Origin of the sequence: Flavobacterium sp. RSSB_23 (assembly GCF_051547145.1) — a bacterium.
GTDB lineage: Bacteria > Bacteroidota > Bacteroidia > Flavobacteriales > Flavobacteriaceae > Flavobacterium.
In genome coordinates this window covers 79,770-104,381 of record NZ_JBPTTO010000009.1, presented here as the reverse complement: position 1 = coordinate 104,381, position 24,612 = coordinate 79,770, and the positions used below count along the sequence as shown (strand labels likewise).

The following is a 24,612-nucleotide window of genomic DNA, read 5'->3' as shown; positions in this document are numbered from 1 at the left end:
CCTTTTTTCTTTAAAAAGGCAAAGATATAGCGGATGACGGGTGTATGCTAACTGATATTCCCGATGTGACTGCTCCTAAATAATTAAAAATCAAAATGTACTCCAAAGTTTAATGACCATTGGAACTGATTGAAGCTTTGTTCTTTTAATGGGCTGCTAAAAAGATTCATTCCTGGTTCTACAAACAAATGAGTAGCCGGGAAGACTTTGTACTGAACGGTGCTGGTTAATAATGTCCCGTAAACCATATCGTTGACTTGGTTGTTTGCCCCAATGGATTGCCCATTGAGCAGGAATTGATTGGCTACTAATTTCCCAACAAAACCTCCTGTGTTAAGATGGATATTGGTTTTGTTTTTTTGAAACAGGACATAAGAAACGGTAAGCGGTAGTTCTACATACTTTAGATTTTGTGTTATATCTCCAGATGAAAACGCCATTGGATTGAATGCCATTGACTTGGTTTGAGCTAGGAAAACATAGTCTGAATTGGTAGAAATAGTGTTAACATTTGCTTTTTCTGCTACAATTACACCATTGATTCCGGCTCCTTGTACCATTTGGTTGTTGTAATACGATACTCCTTTTAGTTGTTGTCCTAACTCGTTAAGTTTTAAACCTGAACCTACAGCCCATTTTTTATTCAACTTATAATGGGTAGTTACACCATAGGTTTTTCCTTGTTGTGCTTGCCCTTTAGCTCCTAGAGTCTGCTGATTGCTATAATTTTGAGACGTATTTAGTCCCGCTACTACTTGCATGGACCATTTTGATAGTGCTTCTTGTTTTTTATCTTTTTTCTCTTTTGGCTCTTTGTCTTCTCCTTTTGCTTTTTGTTCTAAAATTGCGAGCTCTTGTTGGATTTGCAATTGCTCTTTAGTTTTGGTCTCAGTATTTGTTATCGCTGTCGTTTTGTCTATGAACTTGTTATCTAAGACAATTTCGTTTGATTTTTTAGTACTTGGTTGTTCATTTTTAGTTGCATTACCCACTTTGTTTTCTTGGCTGGATGCATTAAAAATGTCCGTTGCATTACTATGAGTCGCATTTACAGTAGCTGCAATTGCAGCGCTGTTTCCTTGCAATTGGGTGATGTTTGTATTTGTATTACTTTTTGGTTGCTTATTAGCAAAAAGAGAAAGATTCTCTTCCTTGCCTGCATTCGCAACACTATTGGATGCTTGTTTGAGTCCTTTGTCTTTGTATCCATTGTTCGTTGGTACTCCAATCGCTTTAGAATAAGTGCTTGATGGAAGTGTTGGCAACGAATCATTGGTTACTGTAACAACGGCATTGTCTGTATTTGCATTTTTGGATGAATGGATTGGTGATGGTGCTGCTTTGTACACTGTTTTTGTAGCTTCTCCAGCTCCTACGCTATTTGGTAAAATATCTGGGCTGGTTTGAAAAAACAAATAGGCAGGAATCCCCATTCCTACCAACAAACTGGCCGCAGCAAACCACCACACCAAAGCTCTTTTTTTCTTTTTGGGTTTTTCCAATTCTTTTTCTATAGCATCCCAAAGTTCTGGTGGTGGGACACTAGAGAAGTCTTCCATTGAAGAAAATAAATTTTCTATCTTTTCTTTTTTCATGCTGTTTTAGAATTAAATGCGGCTAAAATTCTTCTTTTCAGATGTGTTTTAGCACGATTCAAGTTTGATTTCGAGGTGCTTTCAGTAATATTAAGCATAACCGAAATCTCTCTATGTTTTAGTTTTTCGAAAACATAAAGGTTAAAAACCAATCGGTATTGATCCGGTAAATCTTGTATGTATTCTAGTAATTTTTCTTCGCTAAGTGAAAGTTTATCTATTTCCTCTTCTTCAAAACTTTCATCAATGGGGTCATCATATCCGTCTAATAAAAAAAGGTTTTTTCTGTTCTTTTTTAAGGTTTCGATGCATTTATAAATAAAAATTCTCTTTAACCACCCTTCAAAACTCCCTTCAAATTTAAACTGATACATTTTTTGATAAGCAATTACAAAAGCTTCTTGAAATACATCTTTGGCATCGTCTTCATTTTTCATGTACTTCAAACAAAGACCATAGAGAACAGGAGCGAACAACTGATAGATTTTCTGTTGCCCGACCCTGTCGTTTTCTACACACTTTTTAATAAGTATTTCTAAATTGTCTTTCAAATCGTCTTAAATAATACCTTTTGGAGGCAATACAGTTATACAAAAGTAACGTTATTCTTTTTTGCTAAGCAATACAACTATAAAACGATTAATTCTTAGTTTTCAATAATGCGATTTTGTCTTGAAGTCTTTTCTTAAAACTAATAACTGATGTGCTTTGATCTGAAGTGTCATCATTATCCAAATATATTTTGGTCACTACACTTCCTTGATGCCATTCGAAATAAATTCCTCCTTGATCGTGTGAATCTGGTGTGCCAAAGGTTTTAGTTTGCCCTTTTAGACTCACAATTTCAGTAGGTATTCCACCAACAAAAGTTGAATACTCTTCTTTGTAAACCAAAGCGTTAAAACCATATTTAGCCATATCATAATCATTATACACAACGTCCTTAAAGCGAAGCACTTTTTGTACATCCAAACGATAAAATTCTTGACACGCGCTTCCTGTACAAGCACCTCTAAAGCTTCCTATAATTGCGTATTCATTATTTTGTGCTACACGTTGTAAATACACTGGTTTTGATGTTTTAGGAATAGCAATAATGTCTTTAGGATAAGTTGCTCCTGGAGTTACAGGATCACCTGCCTTTGGTGCAATTTCATAAAACGAAACTACAACTTCACAATTTGTCTCTACCACAGACTGTATTTTTATCTCATAACCATTTGATGGTTTTTGTCCAGCAAAAAGGCCTACCAAACTTGTGGTAGTAAAATCAATGACAGCGGGAGGTGTACAAGGTTTGAAAGTAGCATTGAACTTTTCTTGAGAATTGATTATAATGGCTTTTGATTCTACTGTTTCAGTAATCAATGTGTTACAAGTAGTAAAACTCTTAAAAGCTACATTTTGGGTATCCCCACAAGAAATTGAATCCGATTCAGAATTTAAGGAACAAGAGGTAAGCCCTAATGCTATCGCGATAAAAAGAACTATTTTTTTCATTGTAAATGTGTTTTGTTTGTTTCTTTCATAGAGTAGGTTTGGAACAAAAGGTTGCGTTGAAAAACAAAAAATAAATTAATTAATTCTCGAAAAAAGGAATTGATATTAATTCTTACTTTTACTTTTCAAAAAACTATCCTCCATGTCTGAATTATTTTCTTTTTTATTGGTTTTTATCGTTGCGCTTGGTCTTGGTCTTTTTATTGGTAAACTGCTGTTTTCAGCTCGTTTTGAGTCACAAAAAATAAGCTTAGAAGAGAAAATCAATGCTGCTCAACATTTGTTACAACAACAAAAAGAACAAGCTACAATTGATAAAGCTTCGTTCGAAAAACAACTACAAAGTAGCCTTCAAGAAAAAGAAGCCATTCGAAATGAAAAAGATAGTTTGGCCATTCAGCTTTCTAAAAAAGAAGTAGATTTTGATAATTTACTGGAACGACATAAAGAACAAAAAAATGAAGTGGAACAACTTCAAGAAAAATTCACCAAAGAATTCGAAAATTTAGCCAACAAAATTCTAGACGAAAAATCGAATAAATTCACCGAACAGAATAAGGAAAACATGAAGAATATCTTGAGTCCCCTTCAAGATAAGATTCAGTTATTCGAGAAAAAAGTAGAAGATACCCATAAAGAAAGTATTGATTATCACGCGGCATTGCGTCAGCAAATTGTTGGTTTGCAACAGATGAATCTTCAAATGAGTAAAGAAACCTTAAACCTTACCAAAGCATTAAAAGGAGATAGTAAAATGCAAGGAAATTGGGGTGAACTCATATTGGAAAGGGTTTTGGAAAAATCGGGATTGGAAAAAGACCGCGAATATTTTGTACAACAATCGCATACTACTTCTGAAGGAAGCAGAGTATTTCCCGATGTCGTTATCAATTTACCCGATGGCAAAAAAATGATTGTCGACTCTAAAGTTTCTTTGAAGGCCTACGAAAAATACATTAATGAAGAAGACGACAATTTAAAAGCTGGATTTTTAAAAGAACACATTCAATCTATAAAGCGCCATGTAGAGCAATTGGGTGATAAAAATTACCATGATTTGTACCAAATAGAAAGTCCCGATTTTGTGTTGCTTTTCATTCCTATGGAACCTGCTTTTGCCTTAGCATTAAATGACGACACTACCTTGTACAGCAAAGCCTTTGAGAAAAATATCGTAATCGTAACTCCTTCTACGCTATTGGCTACTTTACGCACTATTGACAGTATGTGGACCAACCAAAAACAACAAGAAAATGCCTTTGAAATTGCACGACAAGCTGGGGCACTTTATGATAAATTTGAAGGTTTTGTGGCCGATTTGATTAAAATAGGAAAGAAAATTGACGAAAGCAAAGTTGAATACGGAGCTGCTATGAATAAGCTAGTGGATGGCAAAGGCAACCTAATAGTTAGTGTAGAAAAATTAAAAAAGATGGGGGCGAAAGCCAAAAAAGCACTACCTGAAAATGTTCTAAAAAGAGCTGAAAATGATACAAACAACCTTATAAACTAAAACAAATGAAAAAAATTGCTGCTTTATTGCTACTCGCTGGAGTGCTAATCGTTTCTATTTATATGGCGTTTATTTATTACATTCCCGTTAGCGATGGTGTTCGCTCTGGGGAGTTAATCCGTTTAAGCCATAAAGGTGTCCTCATCAAAACTTGGGAAGGTGAATTGAGCCAAGGAATTTCGGGAGCACAAATTTTTCGCTTTTCAGTTTTAGACAAAGACAAAGCAGTTATCGATAGTTTGAAAATACTACAAGGTCATTATGTTCGCTTAACCTATGAAGAAAAAAAGCGCACCTTTATGTGGTGGGGCGAAACTCGTTTTTTTATAACCTCAGTTCAAAAAGAAGCCTCCCCTTTTAATAATCGATAAATTATGACCAACGTATTCAAACCTGTTTCCGCATCGCATGTTACTATTTCTGAACTAATGCTGCCTTCACATACAAATTTTAGTGGTAAAATTCATGGCGGTTATATCTTATCCTTACTCGATCAAATTGCCTTTGCAAGTGCTTCTAAGTTTTCTGGAAACTATTGCGTAACTGCTTCTGTTGATACTGTAAACTTTTTACAGCCTATTGAAGTGGGCGAATTGGTTACTATGAAAGCCTCTGTGAATTATGTTGGAAGAAGTTCAATGATTGTTGGCATTCGAGTAGAAGCAGAAAACATTCAAACTGGAGCCATAAAACATTGTAATTCCTCTTATTTTACGATGGTTGCCAAAGATGCTAGCGGAAAAAGCGTTGCCGTTCCAGGCTTACAATTAAAAACCCTAAATGATGTGCGACGCTTTAGCAATTGTTTAAAACAAATAGAACTCAAAAAAGAACACGAAGAACACGAAGAAGAATTTGATTATTGTTCAACAGAAAACTTAGCCAATATCACCAAGTACAACATTCAGTTGCAACTACAATAAAAACCTAATAAACAATCGTTTATAATAATTAAAATGTGTAACTTTAAGAGATACAATATCTCTTGACTTATGAAAAAAATAGTTTCTCTTTTTTTCTTGTCGTTTACACTCATAATTCAAGCTCAAGAACAATTATCTGACTCAAAAGGGGTAATTTCATTTGAAGCTTCAGTACCTTTTTTTGAGGAAGTGAAAGCCATTAATGAGGAGGTCATTTTCTCTGTTGAAATAAAAACTGGCGAAATTAGCTGTACCGTTTTTATCAAAGATTTTAAGTTCAAAAGAGATTTGATGCGCACTCATTTTAATGAAAACTATTTAGAGAGCGATCGTTATCCCAAAGCAACTTTTATTGGTAGAATTGATAAATTTGATTACAAATTTGTAACCCAAACCCCTACAGAATACCAAATAAAAGGAATTCTAAAAATACACGGAAAATCCAAACCCATCATTAGCAAAGCTTGGCTTAAAAAAATAGCCAAGGGAATTGAAATCCAATCTACCTTTGTCGTAAACACAGACGACTTCAATATTGAAATACCAACCATAGTAGCCGCTAAAATTTCTAAGCAGGTATTCATACACTTAAAAACTGTAGTTTCCGAATAAATAATTGATTTTTAACAACATACAATATATCAGATTATTTTCCGTTACCATTTAAATTTTAAATACCACATTATATGAAAACAATCCATTTTATCAACAAACAAAGCATTGTACTGCTTTTGGTTACTGTCTTTTTTCTTTCTTGTAGTTCCGATGACAGTAACTCTAACGGAACAAATTCTATAAGCAGTGTTACTTCTATAGTAGCATCTGGAACATGGAAAATCACTTATTACTTTGATACTGACAAAGAAGAAACAAGCAATTTTTCTGGTTATAACTTTACGTTTGGCAGCAATGGTGTTCTAACTGCTACTAACGGCACATTAACACAAACGGGCACTTGGTCTGTCACTGATAGCAATAGCGATGATGACAATAGCATAAGTGACTTGGATTTCAATATCGCTTTCGCTTCTCCTGCTACTTTTCTTGAACTAACAGATGACTGGGAAATCATTGAAAGAACTTCAACAGTAATTAAACTAAAAGACGTAAGCGGTGGCAATGGTGGAACTGATTATTTGACCTTTACTAAGAACTAAAACCTAATTTTTATAACAGCTCTAGGACGTTGAACTAATTTCAACGTTTTTTTTATGCCAATTTTTAATTGCTTAACTTTATTGTACCATTTTTTAATTCAGAATACTATGAATCGATTACAAAAATTCCTTGACTTACATACTGGAGAAGAAAACAAACAAAAAGTTTTAGAAAATGTAAAGGCGAATATTTCCTTTCGTGGGGCTACCGTTTGGATTTTGGCTTGTGCTATTGTAGTCGCTTCTGTAGGACTCAACGTCAACTCAACTGCTGTGATTATTGGGGCTATGCTTATCTCACCGCTAATGGGGCCTATTGTTGGCGCGGGTTTTAGCTTAGGTATTTATGATTTTGAATTATTAAAAAAAGCAGCCAAAAATCTCGTTATTGCCACTTTAGTCAGTTTGTTTGTTTCTACTATTTATTTCATACTGTCTCCATTTAAGGAAACACAATCCGAATTATTGGCTCGCACCTCGCCCAATATTTACGATATTTTGATTGCCTTTTTTGGTGGTCTTGTGGGAGTAATTACAATTACTAGAGTTGAAAAAGGAAATCCTATACCAGGTGTTGCTATTGCTACAGCCTTAATGCCTCCTTTGTGTACTGCTGGATATGGACTCGCTATCGGCAACTGGAAATATTTTTTTGGAGCCCTGTTTTTATACACTATAAATTGTGTTTTTATCTGTATTTCTACCTTTGTTATCGTAAAGTATTTACAGTATCCTGAAGTCACTCATGTAGACCCAAAATACCGCAAACAAATAAAATACACCATAACAACAATTATTGTTTTGCTAATTGTGCCAAGTGTCTATTTTGCTTATTTACTAGCACAAGAAAAAAAATACAAACAAAAAGTGGAGTTGTTTTTAAATGAAGAATTTAATGATAAAGGGTTTGCTATTTTGTATCAAAAAATCAATTACAACAAAAACCCAAGAAGTATTGAATTGGCTTTTTTGAACAAAAAAATAAACAAACAAGAGATTCAAAATTTAAGTACTGCATTAAAAAAATACAATATCGAAAACACCCAATTGGTAATTAAACAAGATACCACCGATATTAAGAAGTACATTATGGAAAACAACGCTACCGAAAAAGCGAAAGAAAATGAAAAAGACTTAATGATACTCAATTTAGAAAACAAGCTAAAGCAGAACACTTACAACAACAAAGCATTGAGAGAAGAAATCATTATTTTGTTTCCTCAAATCAAAAACATTTCCTTGGCGAATCATACTTTTAATGAAAATACGGATAGCACAATTACTAAAACTGTAGCAATTTATAACAGCACAAAAACATTAAGTACTAGCGATGAAGACAAACTTAAGATGTGGCTAAAAAAAAGAATTTCGAAAAACAACATCGAATTGTTTAAAGAAAAGAAAGAGTAACTTACTTTAAAACACGATTAACTTGGGCAAAATTTCGATGGTAATATCCTTCTTTTGTTGAAGAAATGATTACACCACTATTGGTAGAAGAATGAATAAACTTAATCTCATCCCCTACCACATCTACTACCATTCCTACATGGTTGATGCGTCCGCTGCCTCTGGTTTTAAAGAAAATCAAGTCTCCTTTTTTGGCTTCTGTAAGTGTAACTCTTATCCCAATATTGGACATTTCATTGGAAGACCTTGGAAGTTTAATATCTAAAGCACTGAATGTAGAACACATTAAACCAGAACAATCAAAACCTGCTCTTGTCGTACCACCAGACCTGTACCGAATCCCTAAATTATCAGATGCTTTGGCAATTAAATCATCTGCAATGGAATAATCCCCAAAGAACTTCTCAGAACTGGACTCCACAACTGTTGAATCCACCTTGGTTTCCGTTTCATTCACAGCTACTACTGCAGTGGTTCCCTCTTTAATTTTTAAGATTGCCCCAACTCTCAATTTTTTATGAATCGAAGGATTTAGTTTGTCCAATTCCGCAACAGTAATTCCGTACTTTTTGGCAATACCAAACTTAGTTTCTTTAGGCAAAACTTCATGAACGATAGCAGTAGTCTCAGGAGAGGCAACCGTATTTGAAACCGATGTTTCTGCTACCACTTGCTCTTTGTTTACTTCAACTGAAGTTACTTCTTTAACTTGAGATGGACTCGAAACCTCAACAGTTTGAATCACTATAGTTTCTTTATTTTGCAAAGGCACATTCAGTTTCTGACCTATTTCAAGACCTTTGGCTACAATATTGGGGTTCAATTTTTCAAGTTCTTCAACCGAAATCCCATAGCGTTTTGAGATACCATACTTTGTTTCACTTGCTATTACTTCATGGATTTGCTGTCCTTCTGTTGAAGTATTTGGAGCAACAAATTCACTAATAGCGATAGTATTTGAAGGGATAGTTGTATTTTTTTGCTCAGAATCGTTTGAGATAGCAACCGCTGGCTCTTCTTTCAACTCGAAGTTTTCAGGAACAATTACTTTTATTTTCTCTCCAATTTGTAACCCTGATTTTTCTATTGAAGGATTACTTTTTTTAATTTCTTCGACTCTAACATTGAATTTCTTAGCAATACCAAACAATGTTTCTTTGGGTAAAACAAGATAATCTATCTCTTTGGTGTTTTTCTTTTTAGCTGCTAACTCTTTTTTGGCAACTTCCTTTTTATAATTCTTATTTGGAATTTTTAATACCGAATTCAATTTTAAAATCCCTGAAGCTTTTGGATTTAAATTAAAAATTACTTTTTGACTAATATTGTATTTTTCAGCTATTGAAGAAATGGTTTCGCCCTGAGAAATTTTGTGTTTAATAAATTTTTCTTGTGAAAAAACAGTTGTCGTGGTACAAACCAAAAGCCAAAATAGTATTCCAAAGTACTTCATCCTTATTTTTTACAAATTGTGGTATTATTTTTATCTAAAAGCTTATTTCACAGAAATTAGATTAAAAAAAAGGGCATTTTTAATCTAAAAATCACATTTTTATCAAGTTTTACAAATATACTTTTTTTTAATAAATTAAAAATGTTAAAACTATTATAAAATCTACTTATAGTACTATAATGAAAAACAAAAAAGCTCCAAAGTTACCTAAGGAGCTTTCTTTATGAACGTGTATTTTATTGTACTATTGTCCTGCTGAAGCAATTAAGTTTAATGCGGAACCGGCCACAAACCAACCTATTTGACCAGCGTTATACGTATGATTCCCAAGAATAATTTCTGAAGTTCCATTGGCATGCACTAGCTCAATAGTTAAAGGTTTACCAGGAGCAAATTCTGTTAAATCTAAGAAATTAAAAGTATCATCTTCTTGAATTTTATCGTAGTCCAACTCGTTAGCAAATGTTATGGCCAACATTCCTTGTTTCTTCAAATTCGTTTCATGAATTCGGGCAAATGATTTTACCAAAACTGCTTTAACTCCTAAGAAACGAGGCTCCATTGCAGCATGCTCACGTGAAGAACCTTCTCCGTAATTATGATCACCTACTACTATCGATGGAATTCCAGCTGCCTTATAAGCTCTTTGAACCGTTGGCACAGCTTCATAGCTTCCCGTTAACTGATTTTTCACTTCGTTCGCTTTTTGATTAAAAGCATTAATTGCTCCAATCAGCATATTGTTAGATATATTATCCAAATGTCCACGAAAACGCAACCATGGACCCGCCATTGAAATATGATCTGTGGTACATTTTCCAAATGCTTTAATCAATAGCTTAGCTCCAGTAATGTTTTGTCCATCCCAAGCCTCAAACGGTGCCAATAATTGCAAACGGTCTGAAGTAGGACTGACTACGATTTGAACATTTGAGCCATCTTCGGCTGGAGCTTGAAAACCTGCATCTTCAACATCAAATCCTCTTTTGGGTAATTCATCTCCAAAAGGAGCTTTCAATTTCACTTCTTCTCCATTATCATTCAGCAAGGTATCCGTTAATGGATTAAAATCCAATCTTCCTGAAATTGCAAGAGCCGCCACCATTTCTGGAGAAGTTACAAAAGCGTGTGTATTTGGATTTCCATCAGCTCGTTTAGAAAAATTTCGATTGAAAGAATGCACGATTGTGTTTTTTTCTCCTTTATCAGCTCCTGCCCTGTCCCATTGTCCTATACATGGTCCGCAAGCATTGGTAAACACTTTCGTTCCCATTTTTTCGAAAGTTGCTATAATACCGTCTCTCTCGATGGTATATCGAATTTGTTCAGAACCAGGATTTATTCCAAATTCAGCCTTTGGTGAGATTCCGTGTTCTACTGCTTGATTTACAATAGAAGCTGCTCGAGCCATATCTTCATAAGATGAATTGGTACAAGAACCAATAAGTCCCCATTCTACTTTAATAGGCCAACCATTCGCCGCTGCTTCCTCCTTCATTTTCGAAACTGGAGTTCCTCTGTCTGGAGTGAATGGCCCATTGATATGTGGCTCTAATTCTGACAAATTAATCTCAATCAATTGATCAAAATACTTTTCAGGATTAGCATAAACTTCTGGATCAGCGGTTAAATAAGAAGCCACTTTATCCGCTGCATCTACTACTTGCTGTCTCCCTGTTGCTGCTAAATACCTGCGCATAGCATCATCATAACCAAATGTAGAGGTTGTCGCACCAATTTCGGCACCCATATTACATATCGTCCCTTTTCCTGTGCAAGACATATTTAGAGCTCCTTCACCAAAATATTCCACAACAGCTCCAGTTCCTCCTTTTACTGTAAGAATATCAGCTACTTTTAATATCACATCTTTTGGAGCAGTCCAACCGTTAAGTTTTCCCGTCAATTTAACTCCAATTAACTTAGGGAACTTTAATTCCCAAGACATTCCTGACATCACATCTACAGCATCTGCTCCACCTACACCTATGGCTAACATTCCTAATCCTCCTGCGTTGACCGTATGAGAATCTGTTCCAATCATCATTCCGCCTGGAAAAGCATAGTTTTCTAGTACAATTTGATGAATAATACCCGAGCCTGGTTTCCAAAAACCAATACCATATTTATTTGAAACAGATGAAAGAAAATCAAAAACTTCTTTGGATTGTTTGTTAGCAAAGGCTAAATCTTCTGTTGCACCAGATTTTGCTTGAATTAAGTGATCGCAGTGCACTGTTGTAGGTACTGCAACTATCTTCTTGCCAGCATGCATGAATTGCAGCAAAGCCATTTGTGCTGTAGCGTCTTGACACGCTACTCTATCTGGAGCGAAATCAACATAATCAACACCTCTTTTAAAGTGTTCTGTCGGGATTTTTTCCCATAAATGAGCGTACAAAATCTTTTCTGTTAGTGTAAGTGGACGTCCAACAAGTTCACGAGCTCTATCTACACGAGAAGGTATATTTTTATATACTTTCTCAATCATTTCAATATCGAATGCCATAAGATTTAAATAAAATTAATACTAATTTATTATCCCTCCAAGTTACAAAAAATCAAGCATAAAAAAAGCCCGAATCCATAGACTCAGGCTTTTAAATTATAGTTAAAACCAATAGGTTTAGTTATTTACTAATAATTTATGAGATGGTGCAAACTGTGTTAGATTAATCCCTTTCACTGCAGCTGTATATTCTTCGATAGTAGGAGTTCTTCCTAAAATAGTAGACAATACAACAACTGGAGTTGAAGAAAGTAATGATTCACCCTTTTTACCTTCTGCGTCTTCCACTACTCTTCCTTGGAAAAGACGAGTTGAAGTAGCCATAACAGTATCTCCTTTGGCTGCTTTTTCTTGGTTACCCATACATAAATTACAACCTGGACGTTCTAGATATAAAATGTTTTCATATCCTGTACGCGCAACCCCTTTTGGAGCATTATCATCAAATTCGAAACCAGAGTATTTTTGTAAAACTTCCCAATCTCCTTCAGCTTTCAATTCGTCAACAATGTTATAAGTTGGTGGCGCAACCACAAGAGGCGCTTTAAATTCAACTTTACCATATTGCGCTTCTACATTTTTAAGCATTTGCGCTAGAATTTTCATATCTCCTTTGTGTACCATACATGATCCAACAAAACCAAGATCAACTTTTTTCACTCCTCCATAAAAAGAAAGTGGTCTAATGGTATCGTGCGTATAACGTTTAGAAACATCAGCATTATTAACATCTGGATCAGCAATCATTGGCTCAGCAATAACATCTAGGTCAATAACAACTTCAGCATAGTATTTAGCATTTGCATCTGGAGTTAAAGCTGGTTTTTCTCCTGATTTAATTTCAGCAATTCTCTTATCCGCTTTGTTGATTAATCCTTTTAAAACTTGCTTAGCATTATCCATTCCTTTATCAATCATGATTTGGATTCTGCTTTTTGCAATTTCTAATGATTCAATTAAAGTGGCATCCTCTGAAATACAAATAGATGCTTTAGCTTTCATTTCAGCTGTCCAGTCTGTAAATGTAAAAGCTTGATCTGCGGTTAATGTTCCGATATGAACCTCAATAATTCTTCCTTGAAACACATTCTCTCCACCAAATTGTTGAAGCATTTGAGATTGTGTAGCATGAACAACATCACGGAAATCCATATAGTTTTTCATATTTCCTTTGAAAGTTACCTTCACAGATTCTGGAATTGGCATAGAAGCTTCACCAGTAGCCAACGCAAGCGCAACAGTACCCGAATCAGCACCAAAAGCTACTCCTTTTGACATTCTTGTATGTGAGTCACCACCAATAATAATTGCCCACTCATCTACAGTAATATCATTAAGAACCTTGTGAATAACGTCAGTCATAGCATGATATACTCCTTTTGGATCACGCGCTGTAATAAGACCAAAGTCATTCATAAACTTCATTAATCTTGGGATATTCGCTTTCGATTTATTATCCCAAACAGAGGCAGTATGACAACCTGATTGATAAGCACCATCAACTATTGGTGATATTACGGTAGCTGCCATAGACTCAAGTTCTTGTGAAGTCATTAAACCTGTTGTATCTTGAGAACCAACAATATTTACCTCAACACGAACATCAGAACCTGCATGTAACACTTTACCAGGTGTTGTACCTACAGCGTTTTTATTAAATATTTTTTCTACTGCAGTTAGTCCTTGTCCTTCGATAGAAACCTCTTTTGATGGAGCAAATACCGGAGTAGTATCAATCCCTAAAGTTTTTGAAGCGAATGTTTGTAATTTTTTACCAAACACAATTGCATAAGATCCACCAGCTTTGATAAATTCCATTTTCTGTGGAGTAAACGCCTTAGAAATATCTATCAATTCTTGATCTCCTTTGTATAACTTTTTGGTTTTAGTATTGATTGTTAAAACAGTACCTGTAGCAACAGAATAAACCTCTTCTAAAATAGGATCACCACTTTCATTGCGAAGAACCTCTCCATTTGCATCAACTTTTTTCACCCAATTTTTTAAATCTAAACCGATACCACCCGTAACATCAACAGTAGTAAGAAAAATTGGTGAGATTCCGTTTGTTCCTGCAACAATTGGGGCAATATTCACAAATGGAATATATGGACTTACTTGTTTTCCTGTCCAAAGCGCCACGTTATTTACACCTGACATTCTTGAAGACCCTACACCCATAGTCCCTTTTTCTGCAATTAGCATTACACTTTTATCTGGATATTGTGCTTGAAGTGCTTTAATTTCCTCCTGAGCTTGTGGAGAAATCATACATTTTCCGTGTAATTCGCGGTCAGAACGAGAATGTGCTTGATTTCCTGGAGACAATAAATCCGTAGAGATATCTCCTTCACCAGCTACATAAGTAACAACATCAATCTTTTCTTGTACATCTGGAAGTTTTGTAAAAAACTCAGCTTTAGCATAACTTTCTAAAATATCCTTTGCAATTTCGTTACCTCCTTTATATGAAGCTGCTAGACGATCTGTGTCTGCATCATATAGATATACTTGAGTTTTTAAGACATTCGCTGCTCCTTTTGCAATAGCAACATCATTACCTAATGCTAAATCTAATAACACTTCAATTGAAGGACCTCCCTTCATATGCGACAACAATTCAAGAGCAAACTCTGGTGTTATTTCAGCTACCACAGATTCACCCAAAATAATTTCCTTCAAAAATTTAGCTTTTACACCCGCTGCAGGAGTAGTACCTGGAACTGTATTGTAAATGAAAAAATTAAGAGAATCTACTCTATTAGCATTATTTAAATCTTTAATTTGAGTGATGATTTCGCTTAGTAAATCAGCCCCATCAATCGGTTTAGGATGAAGTCCTTGTACTTTACGTTCTTCAATCTCTTTGATGTAATCGTTGTAAGTGCTCATAAATGTTGTATGTTAATGACCCTTTTTATTGGATATTTCAATACCAAAAGCCATAATAATTAAGTGTTATTATTTTTTTTACGCAAATTTAGGAATTAAAGCCGAGAATTAAAAAAATTTAATAGAAGTCCCCTTTTTGAAAATTATTATCGGCAAAAACAGCACTTAAGCATGTTTTATTGATAAAATATCAATATTTTATTAAATTTTTATCTATTCAATATTTAAAAAAGATTTTTTTATCAATATGAAAATATGAGACAAAATAAAAAAAGGTCCTTTGTTGTATTTCAAACAAAGAACCTTTCTAAATAAGACAACTATAACGTTATAATAGCTTTTCTATGATCATTTCTTCCGAAATACCTTCAGCATCTGCTTTGTAATTCTTGATAATTCTATGACGCAGAATTCCTGTAGCGACCGCCTTCACATCTTCTATGTCTGGAGAAAATTTTCCGTGAAATGCTGCATTCGCCTTTGCCGCTATTATTAAGTTTTGCGAAGCTCTTGGACCTGCCCCCCAATCTAAATAGTTCTTCACGTAATCATTGGACAAAGGGTTATTAGGACGTGTTTTGCTAACCAAGGTTACCGCATACTCAATCACATTGTCTGCCACAGGTATGCGGCGAATTAAATGCTGATATTCTATAATTTCTTCCGCAGAGAATAAAGGATTGATAGTCAACTTTACATCTGAAGTTGTATTTTTCACTACTTGCACCTCTTCGAGAAATGAGGGATAATCTAACTTTATAGCAAACATAAATCGATCCAACTGCGCCTCAGGCAAAGGATAAGTTCCTTCTTGTTCGATAGGGTTTTGAGTTGCCAAAACAAAGTAAGGCAAATCCAACTTGTAGTTATGTCCAGCAATAGTAACCGCACGTTCTTGCATCGCTTCTAACAATGCCGCCTGTGTTTTTGGAGGAGTCCTATTGATCTCATCGGCCAAAATAATATTAGAAAAAATGGGTCCTTTAATAAATTTAAAGTGTCGATTTTCGTCTAAAATTTCACTTCCTAAAATATCAGAAGGCATCAAATCTGGTGTAAACTGAATTCGCTTAAAATCCAAACCAAGTGCTTGTGCTAAAGTATTTACCATTAAGGTCTTTGCTAAACCCGGCACACCAACAAGCAATGCATGACCACCAGAGAAGATAGAAAGGACAATTTGATCAATAACATCATCTTGACCTACAATAATTTTTGCAATCTCTGTTTTGAGTTGGTTTCGCTTTTGAACTAAAGCATGAATCGCATCAACATCTGACATATAAGTATGTTTTAATTAAAAAAGAGTTAGTCTATGAAATCATAAAACTAACTCTTTTTATTTATTTTATAAAAATTATTTTTTCAACCAGTTATTCGTAAAAGCGCAGTCTCTGTACTCTCCATTAATTTTGATGTAGGTTTCTTTGATTTTTTCTTCAAACCATTTTCCTACTGCTTTGATTTGTTTTTCTTTCAAAGCCAAATCTTTAATTTTAATATAATCTTTAGAATAATCAGCGGTGTGCTCATCGATTCTATTGGTAACAGTTATAATTTTAAAAGTCTTTTTCCCTTGATCCTCTTCCATAAACGGTTGAGAAATTTCTTGATCTTTAAGATTAGAAACCCTGCTATACAAACTTGGATCCATTTTGGTCAATTCAAAACGAGTATCTTGTGTTTTTGGATTAATCAAAGCACCTCCATTGGCTCTTGTTTCTTTTTCATCTGAAATTGTTCTTGCTGCTTCAGCAAAAGTGATTTCTTTATCGATGATTCTTTTTCTAATCAAGTCGATTTTCTCTTTAGCTTCTTTAATGGATGCATCCGAAACAGTTGGAGTAAGTAGGATATGACGTAATTCTAATTCTTGTCCTTTTATTTTCTCTACTAAAATGATATGAAATCCAAAATCAGTTTCAAAAGGTTCAGAGATTTCTCCTTCGGCTAATTTGAAAGCTACTTCTTTAAATTCTTTTACAAAAGGCGTCTTTCTATTCATCTTATAAAAACCTCCTGTGGATCTTGACCCTGGATCTTGTGTATACAACACTGCTTTTGTAGAAAAACTAGCGCCTGCCTCAACCTCTTTTTTAAATCCTTTTAAACGATCTATAACTTTTTGCTTGTCTTCTTGTGTTACTTTTGGTGCGACTACTATTTGTGCTACTTCCATTTCGGCTCCAAACGTAGGTAAATCTGCTTTTGGGATCGCTTTAAAGTAATTACGAACTTCTTCTGGAGTGATTTCTACACCATCAACAATTTTTTTACCCATTTCTGAACTTAGTTTTTGCTCTTTCAAAACATCGAAAAATGTAGATCTAAGTTCTTCTTCGGAACTTTTTTTGTACATCTCTACTACTTTGTCCATAGATCCTAAATTCTCAACCATATAGTTCAAACGATCTTCCATCATTCCTTTGATATCAGAGTCTGAAACTACAATACTATCCTGAATGGCTTGGTGAGCGTATAGTTTGTCTTCTAATAATTTTCCAAGCATTTGACATCTTGAAACACCACTAACAGAACCACCTCCTGCGGTAATCTCTAAAAATGACTTGTCAATATCTGAATCTAATACAATATAATCTCCAACTGTTGCTATTACTCCATCTACTTTTTGGCGTTTCGTTGGATTTTCTTTTACTGCCTCAGTTGCTTTTTCTTTTATCACTTCTTGCGCATTCATTGCAAAAGAGACCATTAAAACTAAACAAATAGGAAGTACAAAATTGTATTTTAAAAACTTCATCGAAAAAAGGTTAAATTGTATGTATTAATATTATTTACAAAAAGAGTACTCTTATCAAAACTGTAAAAGCTAATTCACCCAACAAATAGGAAGCTATTTAGCACTAAAATTACTATTGAAAAAAAGTAAACATATTGCAAACAAAAATAGCAATTCAAAGACATTATACAACTATACTACCTACTATTAACAAAAAATTATTACGCTTAGATGATTTCTAAAAAAATCAATTCTAAGTTTTACCAATAGAATTTGCATCAGATTTTTTATTCGAAATTATAAGTAGTACTTTTGCACACTATTTTTATTACTATGAGTTTTTTAGAAGAAATACAACGCAGAAGAACGTTTGGAATTATTTCGCATCCTGATGCTGGAAAAACCACACTAACGGAAAAATTATTACTTTTTGGAGGAGCTATTCAAGAGGCTGGTGCTGTAAAAAGCAATAAAATAAAAAAAGGAGCCACAAGTGATTTTATGGAAATTGAGCGTCAAAGAGGGATCTCAGTTTCAACCTCCGTTTTAGCTTTTAATTATAAGAACAAAAAAATCAACATCCTAGACACACCTGGTCACAAGGATTTTGCTGAAGATACTTTTAGAACTTTAACAGCTGTAGACAGTGTAATAGTTGTTATTGACGTTGCAAAAGGGGTCGAGGAACAAACTGAAAAATTAGTGGCCGTTTGTAGAATGAGAAACATTCCAATGATTGTTTTCATTAACAAATTAGACCGTGAGGGTAAAGACGCCTTCGATCTAATGGATGAAGTAGAACAGAAATTGGGTCTTACTGTAACTCCTTTGAGTTTCCCGATTGGTATGGGTTATGATTTTCAAGGAATCTATAACTTATGGGAACAAAACATCAATCTTTTTAGCGGTGATAGCCGAAAAAATATAGAAGAAACAATTGCTTTCTCAGATGTACAAAACCCAGAATTAGAAAAAATTATTGGAGAAAAACCAGCTACTAAACTTCGTGAAGAATTAGAATTGATTGATGAAGTCTACCCTAAATTTGAGCGTCAAGAGTATTTAGATGGAAAAATTCAACCGGTGTTTTTTGGTTCAGCTTTGAATAATTTCGGAGTAAGAGAATTGCTAGACTGTTTTGTAAGCATAGCCCCTTCTCCAAGAGCAAAAGAGTCTGAAACAAGATTGGTAGATCCTAAAGAAGAGAAAATGTCAGGTTTTGTGTTTAAAATTCATGCGAATATGGATCCAAAACACAGAGACCGTTTGGCGTTTATAAAAATTGTATCGGGAACTTTTGAAAGAAACAAGCCCTATTACCATGTTCGCCAAAAGAAAAATTTAAAGTTCTCTAGCCCAAATGCTTTTTTTGCGGAGAAAAAAGAGATTGTAGACATTTCTTATCCTGGAGATATTGTAGGATTACACGATACAGGGAATTTCAAAATTGGTGACACGCTGACCGAAGGCGAGATTATGAGTTTCAAAGGAATTCCAAGTTTCTCACCAGAACACTTTAGATACATCAATAATGCCGATCCGTTAAAAGCAAAACAACTGGATAAAGGTGTTGATCAATTAATGGACGAAGGTGTTGCCCAGTTATTCACACTCGAAATGAACAATCGTAAAGTAATCGGTACGGTTGGTGCGCTACAATATGAGGTGATTCAGTATCGCTTGGAGCATGAATATGGTGCAAAATGTACCTATGAAAACTTCCCCGTTCATAAAGCCTGTTGGGTAAAACCAGACGATGCTAAAAACGAAGAATTCAAAGAATTCAAACGTATTAAACAGAAGTTTTTGGCCAAAGACAAATACAACCAACTAGTATTTCTTGCCGATTCTGATTTTACTATTCAAATGACACAAAGCAAATTCCCGAGCGTTAAATTATTTTTTACTTCAGAATTTGATTAATACAAGAAAGCCAACTCAAAAAAGTTGGCTTTTGTTTTACTTATAAATCCAAACAAAAAAAGACTTCTTAACGAAGTCTTTTTGTATTTAAGCTTGTCCGGTCGGGCCAAAATTCAAAGGAATTGGCGCTTGCTCTGTATCTTTTATTTCACCGTGAGCTAACTCAAAACGATGAACATTATCAGCCAAGGCTTTGATTAATCGTTTCGCGTGTTGTGGGGTCAATACTATTCTGGACTTTACTTTTGCTTTTGGCAAACCAGGCATAATACTCACAAAATCCAAAACAAACTCCGAAGAAGAATGATTGATAATTGCCAAGTTAGAATATACTCCTTCTGCAATACTCTCGTCTAACTCAATATTAATTTGTTCTTGTTGATCTTTCATAGTAAAAAGTTAAAGATTCAAAGAGGTAGTGATTTAAAAAACTCAAAGACGATCGAAATCGTCTTTGAATATAGTAATCTTACATCTCTAAATACATTAGTATATGTACTCTTCTTTGTTAGCCATCATATCATTGTAGTCTTCTTTTGAACCTACAATAGTATTATCATACTCTCTCATACCCGTACCTGCAGGAATTCTATGACCTACAATTACGTTTTCTTTCAAGCCTTCTAACAAGTCAACTTTACCTGCCACAGCAGCTTCGTTTAACACTTTAGTTGTTTCTTGGAAAGAAGCAGCAGAGATAAATGATTTCGTTTGTAACGATGCTCTTGTAATACCTTGTAAAATTGGAGTAGCAGTTGCTGTAATAACATCACGAGCTACAACCAAGTTTTTATCTGTACGTTTCAATAAAGAGTTTTCGTCACGTAACTCACGTGGAGTAACGATTTGACCTGGTTTCAATACCGAAGAATCACCTGCATCTTCCACCACTTTCATTCCGTAAAGATTGTCGTTTTGAACGATGAAATCTTTAGTATGAATCAATTGGTCTTCTAAGAATAACGTATCTCCTGGATCTTGAACTCTTACTTTACGCATCATTTGACGGATTACAACCTCAAAGTGCTTGTCATTGATTTTTACCCCTTGTAAACGGTAAACCTCTTGAATTTCATTTACTAAGTATTGTTGTACCGCAGCTGGTCCTTGGATTCTCAAGATATCGTCTGGAGTAATTGCACCATCAGACAATGGTACTCCTGCTCTTACGAAGTCATTCTCTTGAACAAGAATCTGGCTTGATAATTTAACCAAGTATTTTCTAACATCACCAAATTTAGACTCGATGATAATTTCGCGGTTACCTCTTTTGATTTTCCCAAAAGAAACTACCCCGTCAATTTCAGAAACTACAGCTGGATTAGATGGATTACGAGCTTCTAACAACTCTGTAATTCTTGGTAAACCTCCCGTGATATCGCCTGATTTTGAAGAACGACGTGGGATTTTTACCAATACTTTACCTGCTTTAATTTTCTCACCATTCTCTACCATCAAGTGAGCCCCAACTGGTAAGTTGTAAGAACGGATTAGTTCGCCATCTTTACCGTAAACCAATAAAGTTGGGATTAATTTTTTGTTTCTTGACTCAGAAATTACTTTTTCTTGGAAACCAGTTTGCTCATCGATTTCAACCATGAACGATTGTCCTTGCTCTAAATCTTCGTACTCAATCTTACCAGTAAACTCAGAAACAATTACCCCGTTATATGGATCCCATTTACAGATAACTTCTCCTTTTGCAACAGATTGTCCATCTGCAACATAGATACTAGAACCGTAAGGAATATTATTTGTACTTAATAAAATACCTGTTTTTTCGTCGATTAATTTCAATTCAGTAGAACGAGATACTACGATATCAACAGAGTTTCCTTCGTTATCTTCACCTTTTACTGTTTTCAAATCCTCGATTTCTAATTTACCTGCAAAACGAGCAATAATACTAGAATCTTCAGAGATACCTCCAGCAACCCCTCCAACGTGGAATGTACGCAATGTTAACTGTGTACCTGGCTCACCAATAGACTGTGCAGCAATAACTCCAACAGCTTCTCCTTTTTGTGTCATCTTACCTGTAGCTAAGTTTCTACCGTAACATTTTGCACAAATTCCTTTTGTTGCCTCACAAGTTAATGGAGAACGAACTTCAACTTTTTCTACTGGAGAAGCTTCGATTGCTTTTACAATAGATTCTGTGATTTGTTGTCCTGCGTGAACTAAAATATCAGTAGTTAAAGGATTAATTACATCTTGCAATGCAACACGTCCTAAGATTCTTTCACCTAAAGATTCAACGATTTCCTCGTTTTTCTTCAATGCAGAAACTTCAACACCTCTTAATGTACCACAATCGTCAATATTAACAATAACATCTTGAGAAACGTCATGCAACCTACGAGTTAGGTATCCAGCATCCGCCGTTTTCAACGCCGTATCCGCAAGACCTTTACGAGCACCGTGAGTAGAAATAAAGTACTCAAGGATAGAAAGACCTTCTTTAAAGTTAGAAAGAATCGGGTTTTCAATAATTTCTCCACCACCAGCAGTAGATTTTTTAGGCTTAGCCATCAAACCACGCATACCAGTTAACTGACGAATTTGTTCTTTAGATCCCCTCGCCCCAGAATCAAGCATCATATAAACTGAGTTGAATCCTTGTTGGTCTTCTCTAATATTCTTCATTGCTAACTCCGTCAATTGAGCATTAGCAGAAGTCCATACGTCAATAACTTGGTTGTAACGCTCGTTATTGGTAATAAGACCCATGTTATAGTTAGCAGAAATTCCTTCTACTTGCTCTCTTGCATCAGCAATTAACTTTGTTTTTTGTTCTGGAATTCTAATATCACCTAAAGAGAAAGATAAACCTCCTTTGAAAGCGAACTTATAACCCATATTTTTCATATTATCTAAGAAGGCAGCTGTAGTAGGTACATCAGTCGAACTTAATACGTGACCGATAATATCTCTTAAGTTTTTCTTAGTTAATACATCATTGATATATCCTGCAGCTTCTGGTACTACTTCATTAAACAATACACGTCCAGCCGTTGTTTGAATAATTTTGTATACCAATTCGCCATTTTCATTAAAATCTTTTGCTCTGATTTTCACACGAGCATTCAACTCTAATCTTCCTTCATTCAAGGCAATATTTACCTCTTCTGCAGAATAAAAAGTCAAACCTTCACCAAGAATAGTTAATTCTGGAGTAGTTAAACGTTCTTTGGTCATATAATAAAGACCCAAAACCATATCCTGAGAAGGTACTGTAATAGGAGCACCATTCGCAGGGTTCAAGATATTGTGAGAAGCTAGCATCAATAATTGCGCTTCCAAAATAGCTTCAGGTCCTAATGGCAAGTGAACCGCCATCTGATCCCCATCAAAATCCGCGTTGAACGCCGTACATACTAATGGGTGCAATTGAATTGCTTTACCTTCAATTAATTTTGGTTGGAATGCTTGAATACCTAAACGGTGTAAAGTAGGAGCACGGTTAAGCAATACTGGATGTCCTTTGATTACATTCTCAAGAATATCCCATACAACTGGCTCTTTTTTGTCAATTATTTTTTTAGCAGATTTAACTGTTTTTACAATACCTCTTTCGATCAACTTACGAATAACGAATGGTTTGTATAATTCAGCTGCCATATCTTTTGGCAAACCACATTCAAACAATTTCATTTCTGGTCCAACAACAATTACAGAACGAGCAGAATAATCCACACGTTTTCCAAGTAAGTTTTGACGGAAACGACCTTGCTTACCTTTCAAAGAGTCAGAAAGTGACTTCAATGGACGGTTAGATTCAGTTTTAACAGCAGAAGCTTTACGAGTGTTGTCAAACAATGAATCTACAGATTCTTGCAACATACGTTTTTCATTTCTCAAGATAACTTCAGGAGCTTTAATCTCCATTAATCTTTTCAAACGGTTATTACGTATAATTACACGACGGTATAAATCATTCAAATCTGAAGTAGCAAAACGACCTCCATCAAGTGGCACTAAAGGACGTAATTCTGGTGGAATAACAGGAATCACTTTCATAATCATCCATTCAGGACGATTCTCACGATTTAAGTTAGACTCACGGAAAGATTCAACAACTTGAAGACGTTTTAATGCTTCAGTTTTTCTTTGTTTAGAAGTTTCATTATTGGCACTATGACGTAAACTATAAGAAAGCTCATCTAAATCGATACGCGCTAATAAATCCATAATACATTCTGCACCCATTTTGGCTACAAATTTATTAGGATCAAAATCATCTAAATATTGATTATCAGCAGGCAAAGTATCTAAAATATTCAAATACTCTTCTTCTGTTAAGAAATCTAAACGTTGTAAAGATTCTCCATCAGCATTTTTTGCAATACCAGCTTGAATTACAACATATCTTTCGTAGTAGATAATCATGTCTAACTTCTTAGACGGTAATCCTAAAATATAACCAATTTTATTAGGCAAAGAACGGAAATACCAGATATGAGCGATTGGCACAACCAAATTGATGTGACCTACTCTATCTCTTCTAACTTTCTTTTCAGTTACTTCTACACCACAACGGTCGCAGATAATTCCCTTGTAACGAATTCTTTTGTACTTACCACAGGCACATTCAAAATCCTTAACAGGGCCGAAAATTCTTTCACAAAAAAGCCCATCACGTTCTGGCTTATGTGTTCTGTAGTTGATAGTCTCAGGCTTTAACACCTCTCCTCTTGACTCTTTCAAGATAGATTCTGGAGAAGCTAATCCTATCGAAATTTTATTGAATCTTTTTACAGGATTCTTATCTTTATTGTTGTTTCTATTATTCATCATAGTTTTTACTATTGATTTATTTGCAATTAAAAATTGATTTTAGATTTATGAATTAAAGACAAAATAGTAATTACTATATCATCAAAATTCATTAAGCTCTATTACCACGGATTACTTCTCTAAACTTCTCTCTGAAGTGCTAGTTATGTGTTTCCTGAGAATCAACATAAAAAATCGGAACGGTTTACGGGTATAAATCC

17 protein-coding genes are annotated in these 24,612 nt (G+C 34.8%); 7 read left to right on the top strand and 10 right to left on the bottom strand.

Annotation, left to right across the window (positions count from 1 at the left end; all coding sequences use genetic code 11):
- Nucleotides 1–83 precede the first annotated feature (83 nt).
- The 3 genes from ACSVH9_RS13500 to ACSVH9_RS13490 all read right to left on the bottom strand — a co-directional run bounded on the left by ACSVH9_RS13500 (nt 84) and on the right by ACSVH9_RS13490 (nt 3,095).
- The gene (locus ACSVH9_RS13500; RefSeq protein ID WP_438064162.1) at nt 84–1,595 is read right to left on the bottom strand and encodes a hypothetical protein; all 1,512 of its coding nucleotides are present in this window, start codon (nt 1,593–1,595) and stop codon (nt 84–86) included.
- Nucleotides 1,592–2,071, bottom strand: coding sequence for a sigma-70 family RNA polymerase sigma factor (locus tag ACSVH9_RS13495; protein WP_315159829.1), 480 nt, complete (start codon nt 2,069–2,071; stop codon nt 1,592–1,594). The genes ACSVH9_RS13500 and ACSVH9_RS13495 overlap by 4 nt, the downstream gene beginning before the upstream one ends.
- Before the next feature lie 163 nt (nt 2,072–2,234).
- Nucleotides 2,235–3,095 (bottom strand): protease complex subunit PrcB family protein, encoded by an 861-nt coding sequence (locus ACSVH9_RS13490; protein ID WP_438064161.1) that lies wholly within the window; start codon nt 3,093–3,095, stop codon nt 2,235–2,237.
- Between the two features lie 142 nt (nt 3,096–3,237).
- Between ACSVH9_RS13490 and rmuC the strand changes: the two genes are divergently transcribed.
- The 6 genes from rmuC (at nt 3,238) to ACSVH9_RS13460 (ending at nt 8,098) form a co-directional block, all read left to right on the top strand.
- Nucleotides 3,238–4,608: a DNA recombination protein RmuC gene (gene rmuC / locus ACSVH9_RS13485; protein WP_438064160.1), complete on the top strand. Its 1,371-nt coding sequence runs from the start codon at nt 3,238–3,240 to the stop codon at nt 4,606–4,608.
- A 5-nt stretch (nt 4,609–4,613) separates the two neighbouring features.
- Complete coding sequence (locus ACSVH9_RS13480; RefSeq protein WP_159682357.1) at nt 4,614–4,979, top strand: 6-phosphogluconate dehydrogenase; 366 nt, start codon at nt 4,614–4,616, stop codon at nt 4,977–4,979.
- A 3-nt stretch (nt 4,980–4,982) separates the two neighbouring features.
- Complete coding sequence (locus tag ACSVH9_RS13475; protein ID WP_438064159.1) at nt 4,983–5,531, top strand: acyl-CoA thioesterase; 549 nt, start codon at nt 4,983–4,985, stop codon at nt 5,529–5,531.
- A 69-nt stretch (nt 5,532–5,600) separates the two neighbouring features.
- Entirely contained in the window at nt 5,601–6,143 is a 543-nt protein-coding gene (locus ACSVH9_RS13470; protein WP_438064158.1) for a YceI family protein, read from the top strand.
- A gap of 74 nt (nt 6,144–6,217) precedes the next feature.
- Nucleotides 6,218–6,688 carry a hypothetical protein gene (locus tag ACSVH9_RS13465; RefSeq protein WP_438064157.1) on the top strand — a complete coding sequence of 157 codons (471 nt, stop codon included), beginning with the start codon at nt 6,218–6,220 and terminating at the stop codon, nt 6,686–6,688.
- A gap of 108 nt (nt 6,689–6,796) precedes the next feature.
- Entirely contained in the window at nt 6,797–8,098 is a 1,302-nt protein-coding gene (locus tag ACSVH9_RS13460) for a TIGR00341 family protein (RefSeq protein ID WP_438064156.1), read from the top strand.
- Nucleotide 8,099: 1 nt separating this feature from the next.
- On the opposite strand, the gene ACSVH9_RS13455 is transcribed toward ACSVH9_RS13460, so the two are convergent.
- The 5 genes from ACSVH9_RS13455 to ACSVH9_RS13435 all read right to left on the bottom strand — a co-directional run bounded on the left by ACSVH9_RS13455 (nt 8,100) and on the right by ACSVH9_RS13435 (nt 17,713).
- The gene (locus ACSVH9_RS13455; protein WP_438064155.1) at nt 8,100–9,551 is read right to left on the bottom strand and encodes a LysM peptidoglycan-binding domain-containing protein; all 1,452 of its coding nucleotides are present in this window, start codon (nt 9,549–9,551) and stop codon (nt 8,100–8,102) included.
- A 244-nt stretch (nt 9,552–9,795) separates the two neighbouring features.
- Complete coding sequence (locus tag ACSVH9_RS13450; protein WP_438064154.1) at nt 9,796–12,060, bottom strand: aconitate hydratase; 2,265 nt, start codon at nt 12,058–12,060, stop codon at nt 9,796–9,798.
- Nucleotides 12,061–12,177: 117 nt separating this feature from the next.
- Nucleotides 12,178–14,952: a bifunctional aconitate hydratase 2/2-methylisocitrate dehydratase gene (locus tag ACSVH9_RS13445; RefSeq protein ID WP_438064153.1), complete on the bottom strand. Its 2,775-nt coding sequence runs from the start codon at nt 14,950–14,952 to the stop codon at nt 12,178–12,180.
- Nucleotides 14,953–15,280: 328 nt separating this feature from the next.
- Nucleotides 15,281–16,234, bottom strand: a complete 954-nt coding sequence (locus ACSVH9_RS13440; RefSeq protein WP_438064152.1) for an AAA family ATPase — start codon at nt 16,232–16,234, stop codon at nt 15,281–15,283.
- 75 nt (nt 16,235–16,309) lie between these two features.
- A complete protein-coding gene (locus tag ACSVH9_RS13435; RefSeq protein ID WP_438064151.1) occupies nt 16,310–17,713 on the bottom strand; it encodes a peptidylprolyl isomerase in 1,404 nt (467 codons plus the stop codon).
- Between the two features lie 312 nt (nt 17,714–18,025).
- Here ACSVH9_RS13435 and ACSVH9_RS13430 point away from each other — a divergent pair, with 312 nt between their 5' ends.
- The gene (locus ACSVH9_RS13430; RefSeq protein WP_159682335.1) at nt 18,026–19,615 is read left to right on the top strand and encodes a peptide chain release factor 3; all 1,590 of its coding nucleotides are present in this window, start codon (nt 18,026–18,028) and stop codon (nt 19,613–19,615) included.
- An 87-nt stretch (nt 19,616–19,702) separates the two neighbouring features.
- Here the strand turns inward: ACSVH9_RS13430 and ACSVH9_RS13425 are convergent, their stop codons facing one another.
- Nucleotides 19,703–20,005 (bottom strand): DUF3467 domain-containing protein, encoded by a 303-nt coding sequence (locus tag ACSVH9_RS13425; protein ID WP_064716542.1) that lies wholly within the window; start codon nt 20,003–20,005, stop codon nt 19,703–19,705.
- 96 nt (nt 20,006–20,101) lie between these two features.
- Nucleotides 20,102–24,412: a DNA-directed RNA polymerase subunit beta' gene (gene rpoC / locus ACSVH9_RS13420; RefSeq protein WP_438064150.1), complete on the bottom strand. Its 4,311-nt coding sequence runs from the start codon at nt 24,410–24,412 to the stop codon at nt 20,102–20,104.
- Between the last annotated feature and the right edge of the window lie 200 nt (nt 24,413–24,612).